15 protein-coding genes are annotated in these 19,888 nt (G+C 65.6%); 1 reads left to right on the top strand and 14 read right to left on the bottom strand.

Annotation, left to right across the window (positions count from 1 at the left end; all coding sequences use genetic code 11):
• Positions 1 to 65: 65 nt before the first annotated feature.
• Positions 66 to 1,199 (top strand): polysaccharide biosynthesis/export family protein, encoded by a 1,134-nt coding sequence (locus ATC00_RS11700; RefSeq protein WP_064252868.1) that lies wholly within the window; start codon positions 66 to 68, stop codon positions 1,197 to 1,199.
• An 11-nt stretch (positions 1,200 to 1,210) separates the two neighbouring features.
• Here ATC00_RS11700 and ATC00_RS11695 read toward each other — a convergent pair whose 3' ends face one another.
• The 14 genes from ATC00_RS11695 to tssA all read right to left on the bottom strand — a co-directional run bounded on the left by ATC00_RS11695 (position 1,211) and on the right by tssA (position 19,874).
• Positions 1,211 to 2,107, bottom strand: coding sequence for a serine/threonine-protein kinase (locus ATC00_RS11695; protein ID WP_064252867.1), 897 nt, complete (start codon positions 2,105 to 2,107; stop codon positions 1,211 to 1,213).
• The gene (gene tagF / locus ATC00_RS11690) at positions 2,104 to 3,522 is read right to left on the bottom strand and encodes a type VI secretion system-associated protein TagF (protein WP_064252866.1); all 1,419 of its coding nucleotides are present in this window, start codon (positions 3,520 to 3,522) and stop codon (positions 2,104 to 2,106) included. Before tagF ends, ATC00_RS11695 begins: the two co-directional genes overlap by 4 nt.
• A 12-nt stretch (positions 3,523 to 3,534) precedes the next feature.
• Positions 3,535 to 7,014: a type VI secretion system membrane subunit TssM gene (tssM, locus tag ATC00_RS11685; protein WP_064252865.1), complete on the bottom strand. Its 3,480-nt coding sequence runs from the start codon at positions 7,012 to 7,014 to the stop codon at positions 3,535 to 3,537.
• Positions 7,011 to 8,546 (bottom strand): type VI secretion system protein TssL, long form, encoded by a 1,536-nt coding sequence (gene tssL / locus ATC00_RS11680; RefSeq protein WP_064252864.1) that lies wholly within the window; start codon positions 8,544 to 8,546, stop codon positions 7,011 to 7,013. Before tssL ends, tssM begins: the two co-directional genes overlap by 4 nt.
• The gene (gene tssK / locus ATC00_RS11675) at positions 8,543 to 9,883 is read right to left on the bottom strand and encodes a type VI secretion system baseplate subunit TssK (RefSeq protein WP_037382263.1); all 1,341 of its coding nucleotides are present in this window, start codon (positions 9,881 to 9,883) and stop codon (positions 8,543 to 8,545) included. The genes tssL and tssK overlap by 4 nt, the downstream gene beginning before the upstream one ends.
• Complete coding sequence (locus ATC00_RS11670; protein ID WP_064252863.1) at positions 9,880 to 11,079, bottom strand: FHA domain-containing protein; 1,200 nt, start codon at positions 11,077 to 11,079, stop codon at positions 9,880 to 9,882. Before ATC00_RS11670 ends, tssK begins: the two co-directional genes overlap by 4 nt.
• Positions 11,069 to 12,088, bottom strand: a complete 1,020-nt coding sequence (gene tssG / locus ATC00_RS11665; protein ID WP_064252862.1) for a type VI secretion system baseplate subunit TssG — start codon at positions 12,086 to 12,088, stop codon at positions 11,069 to 11,071. The genes ATC00_RS11670 and tssG overlap by 11 nt, the downstream gene beginning before the upstream one ends.
• 8 nt (positions 12,089 to 12,096) lie before the next feature.
• Entirely contained in the window at positions 12,097 to 13,878 is a 1,782-nt protein-coding gene (tssF, locus tag ATC00_RS11660; RefSeq protein WP_064252861.1) for a type VI secretion system baseplate subunit TssF, read from the bottom strand.
• Entirely contained in the window at positions 13,871 to 14,383 is a 513-nt protein-coding gene (gene tssE / locus ATC00_RS11655) for a type VI secretion system baseplate subunit TssE (RefSeq protein ID WP_037382271.1), read from the bottom strand. Before tssE ends, tssF begins: the two co-directional genes overlap by 8 nt.
• Positions 14,376 to 15,206 (bottom strand): type VI secretion system accessory protein TagJ, encoded by an 831-nt coding sequence (locus tag ATC00_RS11650; protein ID WP_064252860.1) that lies wholly within the window; start codon positions 15,204 to 15,206, stop codon positions 14,376 to 14,378. Before ATC00_RS11650 ends, tssE begins: the two co-directional genes overlap by 8 nt.
• On the bottom strand, positions 15,203 to 16,594 hold the full coding sequence (gene tssC / locus ATC00_RS11645) for a type VI secretion system contractile sheath large subunit (protein WP_064252859.1): 1,392 nt from the start codon (positions 16,592 to 16,594) through the stop codon (positions 15,203 to 15,205). Before tssC (ATC00_RS11645) ends, ATC00_RS11650 begins: the two co-directional genes overlap by 4 nt.
• Before the next feature lie 61 nt (positions 16,595 to 16,655).
• Complete coding sequence (gene tssC, locus ATC00_RS11640; RefSeq protein WP_064253061.1) at positions 16,656 to 18,134, bottom strand: type VI secretion system contractile sheath large subunit; 1,479 nt, start codon at positions 18,132 to 18,134, stop codon at positions 16,656 to 16,658.
• A gap of 101 nt (positions 18,135 to 18,235) precedes the next feature.
• A complete protein-coding gene (gene tssB, locus ATC00_RS11635; protein WP_064252858.1) occupies positions 18,236 to 18,757 on the bottom strand; it encodes a type VI secretion system contractile sheath small subunit in 522 nt (173 codons plus the stop codon).
• A 79-nt stretch (positions 18,758 to 18,836) separates the two neighbouring features.
• Positions 18,837 to 19,874, bottom strand: coding sequence for a type VI secretion system protein TssA (gene tssA / locus ATC00_RS11630; RefSeq protein WP_072642966.1), 1,038 nt, complete (start codon positions 19,872 to 19,874; stop codon positions 18,837 to 18,839).
• Between the last annotated feature and the right edge of the window lie 14 nt (positions 19,875 to 19,888).

The raw sequence follows: 19,888 nt of genomic DNA, 5'->3' as shown, positions 1-19,888 counted from the left end.
GCGTATTGCCATCGCACGCATGGCTGGTATCTCTGCAGCGCACGAATCTACCAAGAGGATATGCCATGCGGGAGTTGCTGCCGGTCGCCCTATGTGTCGCGTTGAGCGCCTGCGCGCGCCCCGCCGACGGGCCGAACCCAAGCGACATCTACAATGCCAGGATCGCCGGCACCAATGAACGGATCCAGGTCGTCGACCTCGCAAAGGCGCCGATGGGCGTCACATCGTCGGCGCCCTTGTCCTATCTTCCGACCGACAAGGGCTTGAGTCCCATGCGCTCCGCCGGTTACATGGACCAGCGGCTGCGCCGCGGCGATGTCATAGAGGTGACGATCATCGATTCCGGCGAGGAGGCGCTGTTTTCCTCCGCCAACAGCAAGACCCTCAATCTCGGCCGGTTCACGGTCGATTCGAGCGGCTTCGTGACGCTCCCCTTCGTCGGCCGCCAGCGCGTCCTTGAATCGACCCCGGAAGGCCTTCAGGCGCAGATCGTCAGCGGCCTGCGCGGTACCGCGGTCAATCCGCAGGCGATCGTCACCGTGGTCGAAAAGCCGACGACCGGCATCGTCGTCAATGGCGATGTGCGGGCGGCAGGGCGTTTCCCTCTCACGGCGCGCAAGGAGCGCGTGCTCGACGCGATTGCGCTTGCCGGGGGCGCATCCTCGGCGCCGGGTTCGGCGACTGTCACGTTGATGCGCGGCAAGCAACGCTCAAGCGTGCCGCTCGCCCGACTGCTGGAAGACAGCAGCCAGAATGTCTATCTGTTGCCGGACGATCAGGTCTTCGTCGAGAACGACGCGCCGAGCTTCACGGCGATCGGCGCCTTCAGAAGCGTCGGCGAGTTCGAGTTCGAGCAGGGCAAGCTGACGCTGGCGCAGGCGCTCGCCCGGGCCGGCGGCCTTCTCGACGACCGCGCCGACGCCCGCAATTTCTATGTCTTCCGCAACGAGCAGGTCTTCATTCAGCCGGGCGGTGCGGATCTGAAAACGGCTGCCCTGCCGGTCGTCAGCTCGAAACCGGTGATCTACCGCGTCAACCTGCGCGACGTCGCCAATTTCGCGTTGATGCAGCAGTTCAAGATGCAGAACGGCGACATGCTCTACGCCAGCAATGCAGGCCTCGTCGATGCCGCCAAGCTGATCACGGTGTTCCAGAAGAGCGCGCCGACCGCTGCGGCACCGCTGCCGGGCTCCAGCTAAGGACGGAAGGCCTAACGGCTTGCCTCGTCGAGCAATGCCGCGGCCATGATCGCGTCGCGCGGTCGATTGGCCGGCTCCGGTTGCATGAGGCGGAAAGCGAGTGTTGACAATGCCGATGTCTCGTCCTTCCCGGCGTCGCACCGGTCGACGAGCATTTCGAGAATGCGCCCGCAGGAATAGAGATCGGACCTGGCATCCGGCCGCGCACCGGCTCGCTGCTCGGGGGCGGCGAAATCCGGGTGAGCGCCGCGCGCCATGTGGAGGTCTTCGAGCCGCTCGCCGCTTGCGAGCGCCAGTCCGAAATCGCCGAGCTTCGGAGAGCGGCTATCGCCATCGGCGAAGAACAGGTTCGCCGGCGAAATATCGCTATGGACGATGCCCTGCGCATGCAGATAGCCAAGCGCCGACATAAGCGCCTTCATGATCGCGACGACCTCCGGCAAGGCGAGGGAACGCGCAGCGAGGTGGTGCGACAGCGTCGCCGGCATCCAATCGTAAAGGAGCGCCGGGCGGCCATCGACGAGCCGCAGTGTGGCGCGCAGCGGAAGAATATTCGGGTGGGCCAGGGCGCCGGCAAGGCGCGCCTCATGCAGCAGCCATTGCCTCAGCACTACATCGTCGCGCCGGGCCGGCGGCAAGGTCTTGAGGGCGTGCGGCGTGCCCAGATCCCGATGGCGCAGCTTCAGCACCAGGGTCCGATCGCTCCAATAGACCGTTTCGTCCACGCAGAAGCTGTTAGCAATGAGGTCGGGCGGATCGGGCGCAAGTCTGGAGCGGCCGCGGTCCAGCGCATCGCGTACCCGGTCGACCATCAGCGGTCTTGCCTCGCCCTCGGGCGCAAGAACGGCCCAGAGGGCGGAAAACCTTGCCGAAACGAGCGCAAGATCATCCTCGGGGTCGCCACTCATCGCTGCACCGCATCGATGACGATGGCACTCAGATTGTCGCGCGCATTGCCGATCAAGGCGTCCTGCACCAGGGCCTCGGCCGCACGCTCGAGGTCGGTGTCGAGAAGGGCTTCGGCGACGGCGCGCTCACCGAGCACCCGGATGAGGCTGCCGCTGCACAGCAGGAAGCGGTCGCCGGCCTCGACGCGATCGATCAGCGTCTCGGGGACGAGTTGCCGATCGGCGCCGAGATAGCGCGTCAGGCGGCGCTTCATGCCGATCTCGACATGGTCGCGCGTCAGTGAGCGCATCATGCCGTCGCGCAGGAGATAGCACCGTACGTCGCCTGCCCAGATCACGGCATAGCGATCGCCCCGGATGCACAGAACGGCGACGCTCGCGGCCGGTACCTGGCGGCTCGCCGAAGAGGCGATGGACTGCAGCAGCCCGTGGGCGCGGCCGAGCTTGCCCTTGATGTTCTTTATCGCCTCGTCGAGCGTATCGTGGCCGCAGCCGTCGGCAAGCACGGCGATGGTGATGCGGGAGGCCTCTGCCGCCGCCGGCTCGTCACCGATGCCGTCCGCGACCGCAAACAGGCGGTCCGGATCCGAGGCGATCAGGGCATCCGCATTGAGCGCCAGCCGCGTGCCGGGATGCGTCGCATGACTGTGTGCGATCCCAAGGAGCGTTGCCGGCGGGGGTGCTGTTTCGGGAATAGGCGCGGCGACCTCGCTTTCGGCAGCATGACCGGGCGCAGCCTCGATCGAGCGCATCTCGGCCCCTGGTGCCTCCTGACCTGCGGTTTCCGCCGGCCCGGCCGCGCTTTCAACCAACCGGAAGAAGTCGGCGGGAGCGGGGGGCGAGGCCGTGCGGAAACCCTTCGCATCGCGGCCAGCCGCGTCGGTCTTCCACCAAAGGCTGCTGCTGTCGCGCCCAAGTGACGCGAACCGTCCGGCGATCGCCGACTCCGGGGCGTGCGGCATGCGCAGCCTTTTGAGGTTCGCCATGAAGGTTTCGATATCGAAGTCGCGGGCAAGCGACGTCTCGGCCAGGGCCTCGGCAGCCGTGAACCACGGCGCGTCGAGATAGAGTTGTCGCGGATGGTCGTCGAAGGAATGAAGCTGTGCGGCGATCACCAGCGGAAAGCTGCGGCCGACCCGGTCCGCACTCGGCAGGAGTACGCCGGCGATGGTTGCCGGTCCCCAACGGCCGCGTTCGACGATGAAACGCCAGGCAGGCATGGCATGGAAGGCATCGCGCCAGCGGCTGCCTAGACGATCCTGGCAGGCGCGCAGGCCTGCTTGCAGCCAATCGTCGAGTTCGCGTTGAAGCGTGTGGTCGATGCCCGTCGAGACGAAGTCACCGTGCGTGGGGAGCTTACCGAAGAAGCCGATACGATCGGCTTCCGCTGCCTTGATGTCGCTCGTCTGCCGCATTGGGCTGTCCCCTCAGAACTGCACGGGGCAGGAGAAATCCGCCAGCGCCGGGAGCCGGAAGGGGTTCAGCACGGAACCGAACTGCACCTCGAATTCCGCCACCTGCCCATGGTTTTCGAAGCGTGCGCGGAACAGATCGCCGCCCTCCTGCGTCAGTTCGGCCCGGTCGAAGAGACGGAAAGCCGACCAGTCACCGCTTTCGGTCGTGGCCTGCTGCCAGCTGCCGGGCTGGAAAGCGACGCGCGAGACATTGCTGCCGTGGCTCGATGGCCAGGAAATCGACTTTGCCTGGATCGGCCCGTGGTAATAGACCACCCGCTCGCCGCCGATCTCCATCATCACGGCGTTGGAGGACTGCGACAGCGAAAGCGGCTTGATTTGGATGGAAATCGACGCTTCGGTGGCGGAAGCCGGGAAGAAGGCCTGGCGAATCTTGTCCGCCTTCTCAAATTCGGCGATGCCGGGGCTGGGAATGGTCTCGGCGCCGAAGGTGCCGCGCCATCCCCAGGGGCTTGAGCTGGTGTCGACGAAAGCCTCGAGGCGTTCCTTGAAGAACGTTTTGAAGAGGCCTTCCGGGCCGAACAGGCGAACGAAGTCTCCCATCGGCACGTCGCGCGCGGAATTCCGGTCGAAGGGATAGCGGCCAGAGACGATGCCCGAGCAGAGGCTGGCGCCTTCGGCGGCCCAGAGATCGTCGGTGCGGGCGCGTGCCGTCTTCACGGCGAGCGAGGCGACGTCGACCGCGACGCCGGCCATCCAGGCGTCGAGCGGCGCCGGCAGGCCGCGGGCCGCCTGCAGCAGGTCCTGGTTGGCACTCGTCAATTGGCTGCCGGCGTCGAACACCTGTGCGATTTCCGCCGAAGCGGTGGAGGCGCGCGAGAGCTGACCGTGAAGGATTTGCAGGAGCGGCCGCAGAGACTGGACCTGGGAGCGGGGCGGCTCCTTTTCGCCTGACGCAGCACCGGCGTTCTGGGGCGGTGCGAGTGCAGCCCGGAGACCCACATAGGGATCCGGCGCATTGGCGGTGCTGGCTAAGGCCGCGGTCACCGCGCCATTCGACCCGGCGGCTGCCGAGGCCAACTCGGCGCCCGTCGGCATCCGCAAGTCCGTCGCCGCAGCGATCGACCTCGCCGCCGCCTCGACCGGATTGGCGTCGCTGGCGAGAATGCGTGCCGTCTCGGTCGCCTCGGCCGGCGTTTGCGATGGACGGACGCGGATGTCGGAAAGCAGGCTTGCCCACTGCTTCCGGAAGGCGTCGAAATAAAGCTGCAGCGCTGCCTCGGCAACGCCGTCGACGGTCTGCGGTGCCGGACTGACCGCTCCGCCGCGGACCCATTGCTCGTCGAGCGCCTCGCGTGCCGCATCCGTCACGCGCGGCAGCACGACCGTGCGATAGCCGTTTGCGGTGAACAGGCCCGAAATCCCCTGGCGGAGCGGCGCCCTGGAGCTTCGCGTGAAGACCTGTTCCCCCAACGGTCCGAGCGCGTCGGCGGCGTTCCAGCCGTCCAAGGCGCGCGCCTGCCGGTAATCGGTGAGGATGTCGTAGGCCCGGTTCGCCAGCCCCTGCGCGCCGATCTTCTCGCGGGCCTCCGCGATCAGACGCTCGTCGAGATCGATCGGTGGCAGGGTTCCCGCGGCCATGACCGCCACATGTTCGAGCAGCGCCTGTCGCGCCGGCGCGCGACCCTCGCCCGGATAGGCCGCCGCGAACATGTCCTCGCTTTGGCGCGAGACGAATTCTGGGTCCAGCGGGCCTAGCCCTCCCAGCATGCCGTAGAGCTTCAGGGCATTGAAGGTCCGGAGCGTGGTGCCGCCGGCCTTTATCTCCTTTTGCAGTTGCACGAGCATGCGCGGCAGCAGCAGTGCGGTGAGCGCACGCTGGTAAGCGTCACGATGCCGCCCGGAGAGCTTGCTTTCCTGGTCGAGGCCGAAGCTCACCGGCCAGAAGCCGGCCTGGGCGAAACCGGATGGCACATTGCGGAGCTCATCGAGCGCCGGCAGGATGCGCAGGAAGTCGGCATCCGACACGTCGCGCACGGACACGCCGCGCGCCAGTTCCTCATAGGCGTTCAGCCGCCGTTCCGCGTCGGAGAGCGCGTCGAGATTCCGCCAGTAGGTCGCCGCCCAACTGCCGAGGACGACGACAAGCACTGCCGCCGCCGCTCCATAGGCGGCACGGCGCAGCAGGAGCTGCCGGCGCGAAAGCCGCCGGTCGCGCATCACCAGCGACGCTTCCGCGAAGATGACCTCCCGGAAGAGGCGCGAGAGGAAATAGCTGCGCTTCAAGCGTGAAGCGACCGGTTTTTCGTACGTTTGTGTACCGGAAGCGAGGTAGAGCCCGCGCAACAAGGGCGGCTCGACCAGCTTAGAGCCGGAGCACAGTTCCTGGAGCACCTCGTGCAGCCGGTCCTTGAGAGCTGCGAGTTCGGCGGGAAAGCGGAAGATGCGGCCGCGCGACTCGGCGTCCGGCTCCTGCTGGAGGCGTTCGATGAGCATCGCGTCGACGCGCTCCTGCAGAAGGGCGAATTCCTCCAGAAAGCGGTCGGGCAGGCTGGCGGCCTGGTAGCTCTCCTCTAGGCCGAATGTCATGCCCCATACCTGCTCGCGGTCGGTCTTGCTGAAGCCGTCGAAGAAGTCGACGAAGCCCGTGAGCAGGTCCACCTTGGTGAGCACGACATAGACCGGCACGCGCGCCCCGAGGAGCCCGTCGAGTTCCGACAGTCGCTGGCGGACGGCGCGGATTTCCTCCATCTGGGCCTCGTGGTCGCGGATCTTGAGATCGGCGATCGAGAGCGTCACCAGCACGCCGTTGACCGGTTGTGCCCGCCGGTACTTGCGCATCAGGTTCAGGAAGCCCTCCCAGCCGGCCTTCGACGCACCGTTGAGATCGTCCTGGGTCGTATAGCGGCCAGCCGTATCGATGATGATAGCCTCGTCGGCGAACCACCAATTGCAGTTCCGGGTGCCGCCGACGCCCTGGATCGAATTGCTGCCCAGGGCGTCGCCGAGCGGGAACTTCAGTCCGGAATTGGTAAGCGCCGTCGTCTTGCCGGAGCCGGCGGCGCCGAAGATCACGTACCAGGGTAGTTCGTAGATATAGCCGAAGCGCTTGCGAGTGACGCGCCTCAGCAGTGCCAGCGCCTCCTTGAGGCGGCCGTGGATCTCGGCGACCTCTGCCTGCTGGCTGGCGGCGGCGTCTGCACCGGCATCCTTGGCGAGATCGTCGACGAGTTCCGCATCGCGCTTGCGGGATTGGTAGAAGGAATAGGCGAGATAGGCGGCCCAGGCGACAAGCACGAGGCCGACGGCGACGAGCCGGGCATTAACGCTTGCCAACGGCTTGAAGTCGCCGATGGCGAGAAGGTAGCCATAGAACCAGATGACGACTGAGATCGCCGCCACCCAGATGATCGATAGAAACCTTCGGCCCAGCAGTCCCGCATAGGAATCGACATAGGATCTGAGGGTATAAAAATAGCTGAGGGGGTTCATGGCGTTCTATTTTCCGGGAGCGTGCCGTTTTCCTGGGCGGGCGCATTTGTGGCATGCGTCGACGGGATGCGGGCCGCGTCGAGCCGCTCGCCCGGATCGGTCAGGACCAGGATCTCGGTGCGGCGGTTCATCTCGCGGCCTTCCGGCGTGTCGTTGCCGGCGATCGGATCGCTGTCGGCGCGTCCGTCGGTGATGATCGCATCCGTTCCCGTATAGGCGGCGAGAATGTCGCCGACGGCCTTGGCGCGCGCTTCTGAAAGATGCCAGTTCGAGGGGAATTGCACCGTTCGGATCGGCACATTGTCCGTGTAGCCGATCACGATTGCGCGGAACCTCTCGGCGGCAAGCGCCCCGCCGATCCGCTCGAGCAGGCCGCGAAACTCGCCGCTGACCTCGGCGCTTCCGACATCGAACAGGCCCGAATTGTTGATGCGGACGAGCAGGCGGCCGTCGGCATCCGACAGCGTCACCAGCTTGCGATCCACCTCAGGCTGCAGGAAGGCCAGAAGGTTGTCGAGGCGGCTTCGCGGCCGCGCCGGTGGCGGCTCCGGCGGTTCCGGTTCCGGCGGCTTCGGCGGCGCCGCGACGACCCGGGGTGCTTCGACCTTCGCCGGCGGTGCCTGGATCGTCAGGCTCGGCGTTTCATGCGGGGGCAGATTGGCGAGCCGCTCGAAGGTGGCATCGGAGCGGCCATTCAGCGAAAACGTGACGAGGATGTAGCCGAGCGCCAGGGCAAGGACCAGCGCCGCCAGCAGCGTCCACATGGCGACCGAGGTACGCAACGGCTTGTGACGCGCCTGGACCCCTTGCCAGTGCGGCGACAACTCCCGTTCGAACACGCCGTACTGGCCGAGCAAGGTCTTGTAGAGGCTATCGCGGATGCGCCCGAGTTCCAGCGTGCCGCGGTCCGACACGCGCGTCCGTCCCTCGAATGCCAGCGACAGGCAGAGATAGATCAGGAGCAGCAGGTCCTTGTTGGTGCCGGGGCTCTGGTGGAAGTGGTCGAGCAGGTCGAAGACGCGGTCGCCACCGGTCACGTCCATGTGGAAGGTGGAGACGAGACCGGATCGGGCCCAGCCGGCGCGCACGCCCCAGGGCTTGCTGAGAATGACGTCATCGACGGTGGCGCAGACGATGTAGTGGGCGGCGCGGGCCCGCTCGGGGCTGATGCGGGCGGCGGCAAGGTCGCGCTCGTAGCGATTGATCGCGCCGATGGCGGCCCGCCGGAGCTCGTCGATGTCCGGTGGGACGTCGGCGTGGCGCAGAGCATGGGCGAGATTGATGAGCGGTGCGCCCGACTTGACCAGCGTCGGAATGCCGTCGCCGCCGAAATCAAACGCTTCCACCAGTGACGCCACGGGAGAGCCGCGCGGCGAGGGCGGGCTGGCGATGTCGCCGGCGCTGTCGAATTCGACGATGTCGTCGAGCATTTCCGCCATCTTGCGGGCGGATCTCGCCTTGCGGGTGCCTGCCTCGGTGATCTCGACCACGGTGGGCAGGTCCTGCCAGGAGGAAGAGCGTTCCTTGGTCATTCTCTTAGGGCCCACAGTTCCATTTCAAGGCCCGGAAATTCGCCGGCCAGATGCAGGGCGATGGCGCCCGACGTGTCGAGCTGCTTCCAGAGCGGGTTGCTGGTGTCGAGTTCGAAATAGACGGTGCCCGAGCGGTAGGGCAGCTGGCGCGGCAGCACCGGCAGCGGCCGCACCGGAATGCCGGCCAGGGCGACATTGACGAGGTCGGCGATGCGCTCGACCGGGCCGATCTTGATCTGCGCGGGCAGCTTCCGGCGGATCTCCTCCGCCGGCATGTCGGCGCGCACGGCGAGCACGAAGCCGGTATCGGCGAGCAGCGAACGGTCGTTGATCGTGCCGACGCGCACCCCGTGGCGACGCTCGACAAGGTCGATCAGCACCGCCGCCTGCTCCAGCACCGACGACAGCGAACGGCGCAGGTCGTCGAACACCGCGGCAAAGGTCGCTTTCAAATCATCGTGCCGGTAGGGCGGAAAATCGGAGGCGCGCTTGCTGTCCGTCGTAAACGTCGCCAGCTCGCCGGCAAGCCGGATGCACTCTTCGTAAAAGACCATCGGATGCAGCCGGGTCGCGTTGACGGAGATATGCTTGAGCATCGGGTCGGCGCGGTTAAGGATCTGCAGCAGGAAGTAGTCGCCGACTTCGGCCGTTCCGCGCACGGTCGGATCGCCGATCCGCTCGGCGATCGCCTCGGCCCGATGACGCACGATGCCGAGAAGTTCGGTGATCAGTTCGCCGAGGCGCGACACGGCCGCGCAGGTGAGGCTCGGCGCGATATAGTCCGGGTCGAGCACCACCGCCTTGTCGGAGCGCACCTCGATGATGCGGGCAAGGCCGATGAGATCGTATCCGGAAAGGTCGTCACCCGTCTTGAGGTAGCGCAGGTTGAGGCGGCCGACATCGATTTCCGCCAGGAAATCGGCGTCGATATTGGCATCCGGCGCCTCGTAATGGCTGGCAACGACGCGAACGTGATTGGGGCCGGCACTGCCGTTCAGCGCAATGTCCGGCTTTCCGGGCTGGCGGGCGGGAAGCGCCAGATAGACGATCGCGTTGCGGGTCGACTCGTCGAGGGCGAGCGGCGCCGGAAGGTCGGTATCGACGGGCGCCTCGAAAGGGGTGCCGTCGGGCATGATGCCGCGCAAGTTCGACAACGCGAACTGGCCGATCGCCAGCGCGCTGCGATCGACGCCGATTTCCGCAATTCCCCAGGGATAGGGGCTGAGGTGGCGGCTCGCCGTGCGCACAAGCCGCTCCGTCCAGCGATCTGATTGCTGGAAATGCTGCACGCGAAGGAACATTCCTTCGCTCCAGGCCACCCGGTTTTCGTTTCTCATGTCTTGGGACCTGTCCTTCCTGTGGTATCAGCGTTCGGATGGCTCTCGCCATGTTCGAGCATCGCGTCGCGGAAGAGCTCGAGCAGCGAGAGCTGCCGGTTCTCCTTTTCGAAGTGAGCGCGGTAGGCCTGCCAGTAGCTGCGGTCACTCAGCCAGGGCAGCCTGCGCGGTTCGGCGTCGACCCGGGCTTCGAGCGTGCGTGGCTCCAGCATCCGGCTTGTTTCGCGCACCAGCCGCTGTAGCCGTTCGTTTAATTCGACCTGGCAGTCTATGAGACCGTTGAAGCGCCGGATCAGCGCATCCTCTCGATCGTGGACAAGGAAATCGCTTTCCTCGCCCGGCGCCGGCGGATCGAGATCGAAGGCTGAATAGGCGCCATCGATCGCCTCGCCCATCCGGTCAAGCAATTGTTCGAACTGGCGCAGCATGTCTGAGGGCGCGGGCGGTACAGATGCCGCCGCAACGGGGACGGACGCCGCCGCCCCTGTCTCTTCCGGCACTGGGGCCGTCTCGCCGATTTCCGCCCCGAGCATCGGCTTCCGGCGCGGGCGCGAGAGCGGTACCGGCACGTGGGTTGCGGCCTGGTGCTCATAGCGGTTGCTGTTGTCGAAATCGTCGTTCCAGTCGTCGGGCAGGATCGGCCTTGTGGCGGTTTCGATCGCTGGCGGGCCGTCCCAGCCGATCTCGACATTGCGCGACGGCTTGCCTGCCGCGAGCCTTCCCGACCCGACGACATCCGTCCATGCGTCGGCGTCGCGCCGGCCGAGAATTCCGTTGCCCGTGCGCCCGCCGGGCGCAATGTCGGCGAGGATGGACGATATTGTCAGCGGCTCGTCGCTGAGCGCCAATCGCGCATCCGGATCGTCGAGCTCGAGATCGGCTTCGCCGCTGATCCTGACGGTGAAGGCGCATCCAGCGAACTCGATCCGCGACTGGTCGCGCAGGCGGGCCGTATCGCCCTCGCGCAATGTAATCCCGTCGACGCTCGAACCATTGGCGCTTTGATCGCGCAGGATGAAGCCGTCGCGGTCGCGCTCGATGGTACAATGCAGCTTGGAAACGAGCCGCCCGGGGTCGGTCGTCTGCCAGTCGCAATCCGCACCGCGGCCGAGCGTTCTGCGGCCTCGCTCGAAGCTCCAGCCCTCGGCACCGGCGCGGACCGGTTCTCCGCCGATCTGCCTGAGTTCAAGCCGCATCGCCGACCATCCTTCCGCTGCCGCTAACCGGCCGCGGCTCGGGAATGACCGCGTCGCCGCTGTCGCGCGCGGCGGGCGCAATCCGGGCCCAGCTGTTCCAGCCGAGCCTGGCGGGTTCGTCGCGGTCGCCGAGCCGGCACTGAGGGATCTGCTCCTTCTTCAGGATGATCTGGATGTCGAAATCGAGGCCCGTTCCCAGGTAGAGCCGCGTCAGCGAGAAGATCTCCGCCAGGCTTCGGCTTCCGGGCGTCAGCGCCAGATAGTCCGGATAGTCGACGGGTCCGATCACCACGCGGAAGCTACCGCTGAAATTGCGTGTGAAGGCGCCGGCCGAGGCGTTGACGCCGAGCTGCAGGCCGTTCCCCGGCTGCACCCGGCTGCGTTCCTCGAGCGGGATCGGCAGCCAGCGGCCGCGGAACTGGTCGATTTCGATCGGCAGTCCGGTGAATTCGGCAAGCATCGCCTGCAGATTGGCGGCGTTGCGGGTGCGGGCGGCGAAGAAGCCGCTGAAGCGCAGGATGAGATCGTCATCGAACCCGCTCCTTTCCTTCAGACGGGCCGTACCGAACCCGGTCAGCGCGAACAGGCTGGTGAGGAACGCGTTGCCGTCGCGGCCTCGGCTCCAGCGCAGGCGACGAGCCATCCGGTATTTCTCGCCGGCGGCCGCGAAGAGTTCGCTGATGCGCGCGCTGAAGAGATCGAAGAAGGCTGCGAGTGCGCGCGACCGGTTGCGCTCCTCGCGCATCACCAGTTCGTTGTAGAAGGGCGGCATCGAGCCGACCGGCCCGGTCACCACCGCCAGGCCGCTCTGGACGGAAGCCTTGCCTTCCCTGCGGCGAAAACGGCTGACCGCCAGCGGCGCGACCGAGACGCCGGCATGCGCCCGGACATCGAGGCCGCCGTCGGCCGCCTGCTCGGCAACCCGGTAGGCCGTTGTCGGCTCGAACCGGCCGGGATCGGTCTCGAGCAGTGCGGCAAGCGCTTCTGTCTTCGGCGAAGGCGTGTCCATGGTGACCCCTAGAGCAGCGGTCGCTCGGCGGCACGGGCCGGCCAGCGGGCGATCGGTGCCGACTGGCCCTTCAGCGAGACGGTGAGACGTGTGAAGCTGTTGAGCGAGGTGTAAAGCGCGAAGAACCGATCAAGCACGGCGCCGAAAAGATAGGCGGATGCCCGGTCGATCGCGGCAGGGTCGAACTCGAGAGCGATCTCGGTGCCCGGCACCATGCCGCCGCCCTTCACCCGCGCGACCGAGCCGTGCGCCTTTATTTTGGCGATCGCGTCGACGAGCTGCCGCGTTTCGGCACTGTCACGAAAGGCGTAAAGCGATAGAATGTCCTTGAGCGCAGCGCCCTCGTTGTCGAAGAGCGAAAGGTGGTTCAGGAGCAGATGCGACATCAGCCGCCATTGGCGGCCCTGTTCCTGACTCATCCTCACCGAGGCGGTCGGCGGCAGAAGCGCGTGAACCGAGGACACCGCTTCGCTGCCGACGGCCAGCTGCAGGTAAGGGTGGCCGCCGCCAAAAGGTAGTTGCTCGGGGATGTTGCGGTTCAGGCAGATCGCATCGACGCTGGCGACTGCATCGACGATGCCGGCCGCATCACGCGCCCGATCGACAAAAGCGATCTCCATGTCCGAGGTGCCGTCGTCCTCGTCGAAGCGGCGGCATGCCTGCCAGTAGACCGAGGCGGGCCCGCCGCGCTGGCTGCGGCCGAAAAAGGGTTGGCAGACCTCCTCCTGTCCCTGCGATCCGGTGACCAGCACCTTTTCGATCGCATAGATCTCGCGCGTCGTCTGGCGGCGCGCATCGGGCAGAAGCGGATATTCGGTGCGCGCGCCATCGAGCGGAACCGGCTCGCAGGTCTGCCCGAACAGATTGACGACGGGGGTGGCATTGAGGGCGAAATCCCTCGCCGTGACGGTCCGTTCGAGCTTGTTGTCGCCGGCCTCGAGATAGATGAAGACGTCGAGGATGTGGCCGCGCCACGCGTCGAGCCCGTCGATATCGAGGAACAGGAACTTGCGCGGCATCGCGAAGAACTCGGTCAGCAGGCGATAGCCGCTGAAGCTCGAGCTTGGATAGGGCAGCATCGCCTGATCGGCCTCGAATCCCACGGGTTTCAACTTCGACTTCGGCAGGAACAGCGGTGCGGTGTCGTCCGCGTGACGGGCAAGCGCGATCCCGAGCGTGTGGTTGACCAGCAATTCGTAGAGCGAGACGGCCTGCTGCCAGGGAGAAGCGATATGGAGCCGCAGCGTCGTGAGGCCGATCTCGCTCAGCGAGAGGCGCATGTCGCGCGTGCGGATGGAGAGCCGGAGGCAGCTTGCCGTACCCGCAAAGGGCGCTACGGGCGCGCTGATCGGTTGCCCTATCAGCGACGCGGCGACGATCTCGATCGGCGCCACCTCGACATCCTGGGTGGTGCGGAACCGGCAGGACTCGCCGCGCACCGGCTCGGCGATGATTTCCGTGTGGCGCGGCAAGGTCTGCAGCGACGCCAGCGATTCCCCCGGTTCGAACCTGACGATACACATCGATGGTAATGGCGCGAGGTAGTGCGGGTAGAGCGTTTCCAGGAGTCCCTCGGTCAGCTCCGGGAACTCGTCGTCGAGCTTCTGTCTGACGCGCGCGGCCGAATAGGCGAAGCTTTGAATAAGCCGCTCGACATGCGGATCGTCAGCGACGTCTTCGGTCATGCGCAGCCGCCCGGCGATCTTGGGAAAAGCATCGGCAAAGCGCGCCGCGCGTCGACGCAGCGCCGAAAGCTCATTGCTGTAGCGCTCAAGGAAGCCGTCAACCATTGGCGGCTCCCTCCACCAGGAAGTGCTGCGTCGACGGGTCGATGACCGACTCGAAACTGATCGGCGGCATGCCGTCGATCAGCCGGAAGCTGGCTTCGATGCGCAGCCGCAAGGCACGGTCGGTGATCGTCCGGTTCTTGAGGATCGTGACGCGGACATGCGCAAGACGGGTCTCGAACGTCGCGATGCGTCTTTCGATGATCCGCGCCAAGCGCGCCTTTGCCTCGTCGGTGAAGAGGTTCGCCGACACCATCCCGTCGACGCCGTAATTGACGAGCGCGTCGCCGAGGTCGGAGAGTGCCGCTGGCGGCGAGGTCGGACGGCGCCTGGTATTCAGCAGGGCCTCGATGTCGCGACGGATCGCCTCGCGCATTTCGCGCACCTGTTCTGCCAGGCTGACCGGCGGATCGCTCTTGAGGTCCGGGCTATTGTCAACGAGACGATCGAGGACGGACCGGGCAAGGACGCGTTCGCCCGCGCGGTACCTTTCCAGAGGATCAACCATGAACGACGCCCCTGACTGCATCGCCGTTTTCGGCGGCGGCAAGGGTGACTGCATCATGGAACGACACGACGTCGTCGCCGGCGAGCAGGCAGCGCTGCCCGCGACCGGTCGTGATGCCGGTTCTCTCCGCGACCCATTCGGTTTGCCGGCCGAGAAGCAGGGTCTCGTTGCCAGTCGTGCCGTGATAGATGGCCGGCAGCAGGACAGGTGCGCTGGCTCCGTCGGTGAGCGTCAGCTCGGCCCGGCGGAAGGCAAGGTCGCGTGGCCGGGCGATCGGCTCGATCTTCACCGAGGCGATCTTCGCGAGGTCGACCCAGAGATATGCGCCGCCGCTCATGATCGCTTCGAGCGCATGCGGAATTCGGTCGTCGAGATCGCGGACGTCCGCGATTGGCCTGCCGTTCCAGGAAAAGGCCCGTTCGCCGCGCAGCGCCTCAAGCTCCTCTAGCACGGCCTTGGCTTCCGCGGCGGTTCCGGCCCTGTGGGCAAGCCCGAGCCGGATCGCGAGCTTGTCGAGATCGCTCGGACCTTGCGGAAATTCGGGAACCTCGGCATCGGCGAACCACGCCTCGCGTGCCGCCATGGCGCGCAGCTGGTTACGCAGGACCCCGAAGCCCATCATGTCCTCCGGGGCGAGGCTCGACGCCAGATTGCACTGGGCGTCGGCACGACCGTATTCGCCTGCAAGGATCAGAAGGTCGATGTAGAGATGCCGGGCAGGCTTGTCCGCGGGCGCTGTCTTGAGGTGCGATTTCAGCCGTTCGATCGCCTCGAACAGGGCGTTGTCGGCGATCAGCTGCGGGACGCTGGCGGCAAGGGTCATGCAAACATCCTTTGCATAGGGGCCGAGGAACGCGGCGCGGGCTGGCCTGCGTTGGAGGTCTCGGCAATCAGGTGGAAGCTCGTCGAAACGTCGTCGAGCTGGAAATGCGGCTGCAGCCGGATCGTGCAGGAATAGGTTCCCGGCTTGCCGGGGACTTCGTCGACGGTGACGCCGGCCGAGCGCAGCGGCCGGCGGGTCCTAAGATCGAGATCGGCGTCGTCATTGCCGAGCGTATAGCCCGACAGCCAATCCTCGAGCCGCCGCTGGATCGACAGGGCGTCGGTCACCCGGCCGATATCGTCGCGCATGATGACCTTGAGATAGTGCGAGAAGCGCGACGCGCAGAGCACATACTGAAGCATCGCCGCGATCTTCGCATTCTGGCGGGCGTGCTCGTCGGCAAAGTTCTGTGGCGCGTGCAGCGACTGGTTGGAATTGAAGATCGCCGCCGCCGACAGATAGGTGGTTGCTAGCGGGATGAGCCCGAGGTCGCAGAACTGCTGTTCCTGGCTGCTGGTCAGCCGAATCTCGACGGGCGGCTGGGCGGACAGGCCCTCGCTTTCGGTTGCGAAATCATAGGGCGGCAATTGGCCGCTCGCCAGCATGCCGCCGTCGAGCGCGTCCTGGCTGACGCCGCGGATATCCGCAAACCACCCCGAAGCCATGAAGTTGCGGATGACGATCATCGCGAAGGCGAAGGCGCCGTTCCCCCACAGAAGGGTCGAGCCGTCAGCGGCGACATGCTCCCGGAACGGAAACCCGTCCCTGCGCCGCCGCGACAGGGGCTGAAGCGGCGGGCGCATGAGGATGCGCGGCGCGACGAGGCCGATGAAACGCGAATCGTCGCGCCGGCGCAGGCTGTTCCACCGCAGACGCTGCGGTTCGTGCTCGAGCCAGGAGAAATCATGCACCCGGTCGAGCTCGTCGAAGCGCTCGAGCCCCACCGCCCGGGGCGAGGCGCCGGCCACGAAAGGGCAGAAGGCGGCGGCGGCGACCATGCCGATCTGTCCGAGCGTTCCGACCGCATCGCCGCCGGAGGGATCGCTCGGCGAGAAATGAAAGTCGCCAATGAGGAGGCCCAAGGGCTCGCCGCCGGGCATGCCGAATTCGCGGCTGTAGACCAGCTCGAAAAGATGGCTCTGGTCGACATCCGCGGCCCGTTCCATGCTGCGCGCCAGACTGTGCCAGTTGACGCTCAGGAGCTTGATCTTGACGTCCGCGGCCCTGCTGGATTCGCGCACCAGCATGGCGAGGCCGCGCCATCTCGCCTCCATCTCCATGAAGCTCGGATGGTGCAGGATCGCGTTGACTTGGCGGTTCAGCGCGTCATCGATCAGGGTGATCAACTGATCGGCGCGCCGCCGCCAAATGCTCGATGCATCGGTCATGACTGCCACGTGCTGAAGTAGACTGCGCCCGCCCGCACGAGGCGGCACGAGCGCATGCCGATCAGTTCTTCGAGGGAATGCGCGCGACCATGCGCAGCGAGGTGGTCAATTCCTCCATCTGCAGCCAGGGGCGCATCCAGGCGACCGCATTGTAGGAGCCGGGCTTGCCCGGGATTTCCTGCACCGTCACCTTGGCATCGCGCAGCGGATACTTGGCGCGCGACTCCTCGCCGGCGTCGTCATTGGCGTTGACGTAGTTGGAGATCCAGCGGTTGAGCCAGGCTTCGCAATCTTCGGCTTCCATGAAGGAACCGATCTTGTCGCGGCCCATGACCTTCAGATAGTGGGCAAAGCGCGACGTCGCCATCATGTAGGGCAGGCGCGCCGAGACCGCGGCATTGGCGGTTGCTTCCGGCTTGTCGTAGATCTTCGGCTTGTGGGTCGTCTGCGCGCCGAAGAACACGGCATAGTCGGTGTTCTTGTAGTGGCACAAGGGCAGGAAGCCGAGCTTGCCGAGTTCCGCGTCGCGCCGGTCGGTGATGCCGACTTCTGTAGGGCATTTGAGATCCAGGTCGCCGTCGTCGCTGGAGAAAACATGCATCGGCAGGTTTTCCACCTTGCCGCCGTTTTCGGCGCCGCGGATCGACGTGCACCAGCCGCTCTTCGCAAAAGCTTCCGTGAGGCGCGTGCCCATGACATAGGCCGCATTCATCCAGCAATAGGCGTCATGCGCCAGTTCGCCGGTCCGCGAACCGCCGGTCTCGTCGTAGTCGAACTCGTCGATGACATTGGTCTTCGCACCATAGGGCATGCGCGCCAGCACGCGCGGCAGGCCGAGCGTGACGAAGCGCGAATCGTCGCTTTCGCGCAGGCTCCGCCACTTGGCGTATTCGACCGTTTCGAAAATCTTCTCCAGGTCGCGCGGCTTCGACAGTTCCCGATAGTCCTCGAAACCGAACATGCGCGGGCTTGCGGCCGAGATGAACGGCGCGAAGGCGGCCGCGGCGATCGAGGAGACGCCCTGCAGCAATTCGATGTCCTCGAAGGAGTTGTCGAATTCGTAGTCGCCGACGATAGCGCCCATCGGCTCGCCACCGGGCGTGCCGAACTCGTCCTCGTAGATGGACTTGAACAGGCGCGACTGGTCGAATTCCACCGACTTCGCCAGATCCTTGGACAATTCGCGCTTGGAGGCATTCAAAACGCGGATCTTCAGGTTGGCGCTGGTCTCGCTGTTCTTGACCAGATACTGGAGCCCCCGCCAGGTGCCCTCGAGCTTGGTGAATTCCGGCGACTGCATGATCGCCGCCAGCTGGCGAGAGATGGTGCGGTCGAGCTCGGCGATCGCGTTGTTGAGCGTAATGGTGAGATTGCGGTCATATTTGACGGTGCCCTTGAGGGCCTGGTCGGTCAGCGTGCGCAACAGGTCCTGTGCCCGGTCGGGCTCCGTCTGGCGGGTTGCCGCCACCACCTTGGACAACAGATTGTCCTCGGCATAGACGGCCTCTCCCTTGGCCTTGAGCTGCGTTTCGGCGTTCATCATGTCGATCCTTTCGAAAAGCGCATCAGGACCAGGGCGATGGTCGAGGCCCGATCCTTGATGGGTAATTGCGGCCCGTCTCCGGGCATGCCGTCAGGGCCTCAGTTCGCGGGATCCTTGCTGCCGGTGTCCTTGCCGGTAAGCTCGGAAACCACCTTCGAAAGATCGTCCCGGTTCTGCAGGATGCCTTCCAGCAGGCGCTCGAGCTCTTCCGAGCGGTCGGCCTTGCTCATCAGGTCGCGCAATTCGTTGCGTGCATCGAGGAGCGCTTTGAGCGCCGGGACCTGGTGGACGATCGAGCCGGGTTCGAAGTCCTTCATGCTTTCGAACTTCAGCGAGACGGGCAGCTGCGAGCCGTCGCCTTCAAGCGTGTTCTCGACGGTGATGTTGAGCCCTGGCGTCATGCGGCGCATGACGTCGTCGAAATTGTCGCGGTCGATCTGCACGAACTTGCGCTCGCCGAAGGGCTTCAGCGGCTCGGTCGGATCGCCGGAAAAATCGCCGAGCACCCCGACGACGAACGGCAGTTCCTTGACCACCATCGCCCCCTCGGTCTCCACCTCGTATTTGATATGGACCCGCGGCTTGCGAACCCGCTCCAGTTTTTCATGCACGCTTGCCATTGGAATTCTCCTTCATACGATCTCAAAAGCTGTGTTGTGCGGCCGCTACTGACGGGCCGCTATCTCGGGTCGGACGCAGTCAGCTTCCCTCTGCCCGTGGCTGAATGCCGGCGGCGGTCAGCACGGCGTTTCGGGTGTTCCTCTCGGGCAGCAACTCGGCGAGTAACTCGGAAAAATCCATGCGCCCGCGCCTGACCAGCGTTTCGATGGCAAGCGAAATCGGCGAATGCGGCTCGCTCTTGCGGAAGTAGCGCGCGACCGTGAGGAGCAGTTCGAATGCCTCCTCGCGCGATGTTATTCCGTTGCGGCGGGCGGCGCCGACGTCGATCGGTTGCTGTCCGACAGCCGGCACGGCGGCCTCCTCCACGGCGGGATGCACAGCGGCCGCTTCTATTGCTGCCAGGGTGCGGATCGCCGCGGCTGCTTCCAGAAGCACGTTTCGGGTGTTGGAACTCGGCGGCGCCGCGTCGCCCAAACGCTCGTCGAGCAGCGCGGTCAGCTGATCGAAAGCGGCGATGCATTGCTCGAGATCGGCAAGATAGGCGGCCATGGCTTCGCGGCCGGCACGGTCGACGGCTTCCTGCAATTCCTCGCGCCGCTCGCCTTCGCCGCTGCGCAGGCTGAGCTGGAAATCCCACAGCGAAAACTGCCCGAACTTGCCGCCCGGCACGAGCGGGACGAGCCGTAGCGCCTGGATGATCGTGCCTTCGCTGCCGATGCCATTGAGGCCGGCCAGCGGCGCAAAGCGCTCTTCCGGCTCAGCGCCGATCGAATGCAGCCGCTCCCAATGGTTGCGCATGAGCGCGGCCGTCGCCGCATAGATTTCGCCAAGGCCATGGAAGCCGTGCAGGCGTAATTGCGACTCTGCCAGCCATGCCAATACTTCGAGATCCTTGCTCATCGAAGAAAGGATCTGCATCCCGAGGTTGCTGACATCAACCCAAGCTGGCGATAGCCCAAGCTTTTCCCCCGGCACAATACCTCTTTCAGCGGCTCGCGCTGCGTTCCGAGCATCCTTAATTCTAAAGTATATTTCCTTTCCTGCAGCACTAACTCGGAGATTTTCTCCGCATGGGGCGTTTTCTTCTAGCGCTGCGGCAATGTTTCGGTTTGACACCGATACCAACCCTC

Origin of the sequence: Sinorhizobium americanum, from assembly GCF_001651855.1 — a bacterium.
In the GTDB taxonomy this organism is placed as follows: Bacteria; Pseudomonadota; Alphaproteobacteria; order Rhizobiales; family Rhizobiaceae; genus Sinorhizobium; species Sinorhizobium americanum.
This window is presented reverse-complemented; position numbering and strand designations above follow the sequence as displayed.

Bases quoted from the DNA above. Each gene is read 5' to 3' on its own strand.
- ATC00_RS11700 (WP_064252868.1), top strand. From the start codon at position 66: ATGCGGGAGTTGCTGCCGGTCGCCCTATGTGTCGCGTTGAGCGCCTGC.
- ATC00_RS11695 (WP_064252867.1), bottom strand. From the start codon at position 2,107: ATGAGTGGCGACCCCGAGGATGATCTTGCGCTCGTTTCGGCAAGGTTT.
- tagF (WP_064252866.1), bottom strand. From the start codon at position 3,522: ATGCGGCAGACGAGCGACATCAAGGCAGCGGAAGCCGATCGTATCGGC.
- tssM (WP_064252865.1), bottom strand. From the start codon at position 7,014: ATGAACCCCCTCAGCTATTTTTATACCCTCAGATCCTATGTCGATTCC.
- tssL (WP_064252864.1), bottom strand. From the start codon at position 8,546: ATGACCAAGGAACGCTCTTCCTCCTGGCAGGACCTGCCCACCGTGGTC.
- tssK (WP_037382263.1), bottom strand. From the start codon at position 9,883: ATGAGAAACGAAAACCGGGTGGCCTGGAGCGAAGGAATGTTCCTTCGC.
- ATC00_RS11670 (WP_064252863.1), bottom strand. From the start codon at position 11,079: ATGCGGCTTGAACTCAGGCAGATCGGCGGAGAACCGGTCCGCGCCGGT.
- tssG (WP_064252862.1), bottom strand. From the start codon at position 12,088: ATGGACACGCCTTCGCCGAAGACAGAAGCGCTTGCCGCACTGCTCGAG.
- tssF (WP_064252861.1), bottom strand. From the start codon at position 13,878: ATGGTTGACGGCTTCCTTGAGCGCTACAGCAATGAGCTTTCGGCGCTG.
- tssE (WP_037382271.1), bottom strand. From the start codon at position 14,383: ATGGTTGATCCTCTGGAAAGGTACCGCGCGGGCGAACGCGTCCTTGCC.
- ATC00_RS11650 (WP_064252860.1), bottom strand. From the start codon at position 15,206: ATGACCCTTGCCGCCAGCGTCCCGCAGCTGATCGCCGACAACGCCCTG.
- tssC (WP_064252859.1), bottom strand. From the start codon at position 16,594: ATGACCGATGCATCGAGCATTTGGCGGCGGCGCGCCGATCAGTTGATC.
- tssC (WP_064253061.1), bottom strand. From the start codon at position 18,134: ATGAACGCCGAAACGCAGCTCAAGGCCAAGGGAGAGGCCGTCTATGCC.
- tssB (WP_064252858.1), bottom strand. From the start codon at position 18,757: ATGGCAAGCGTGCATGAAAAACTGGAGCGGGTTCGCAAGCCGCGGGTC.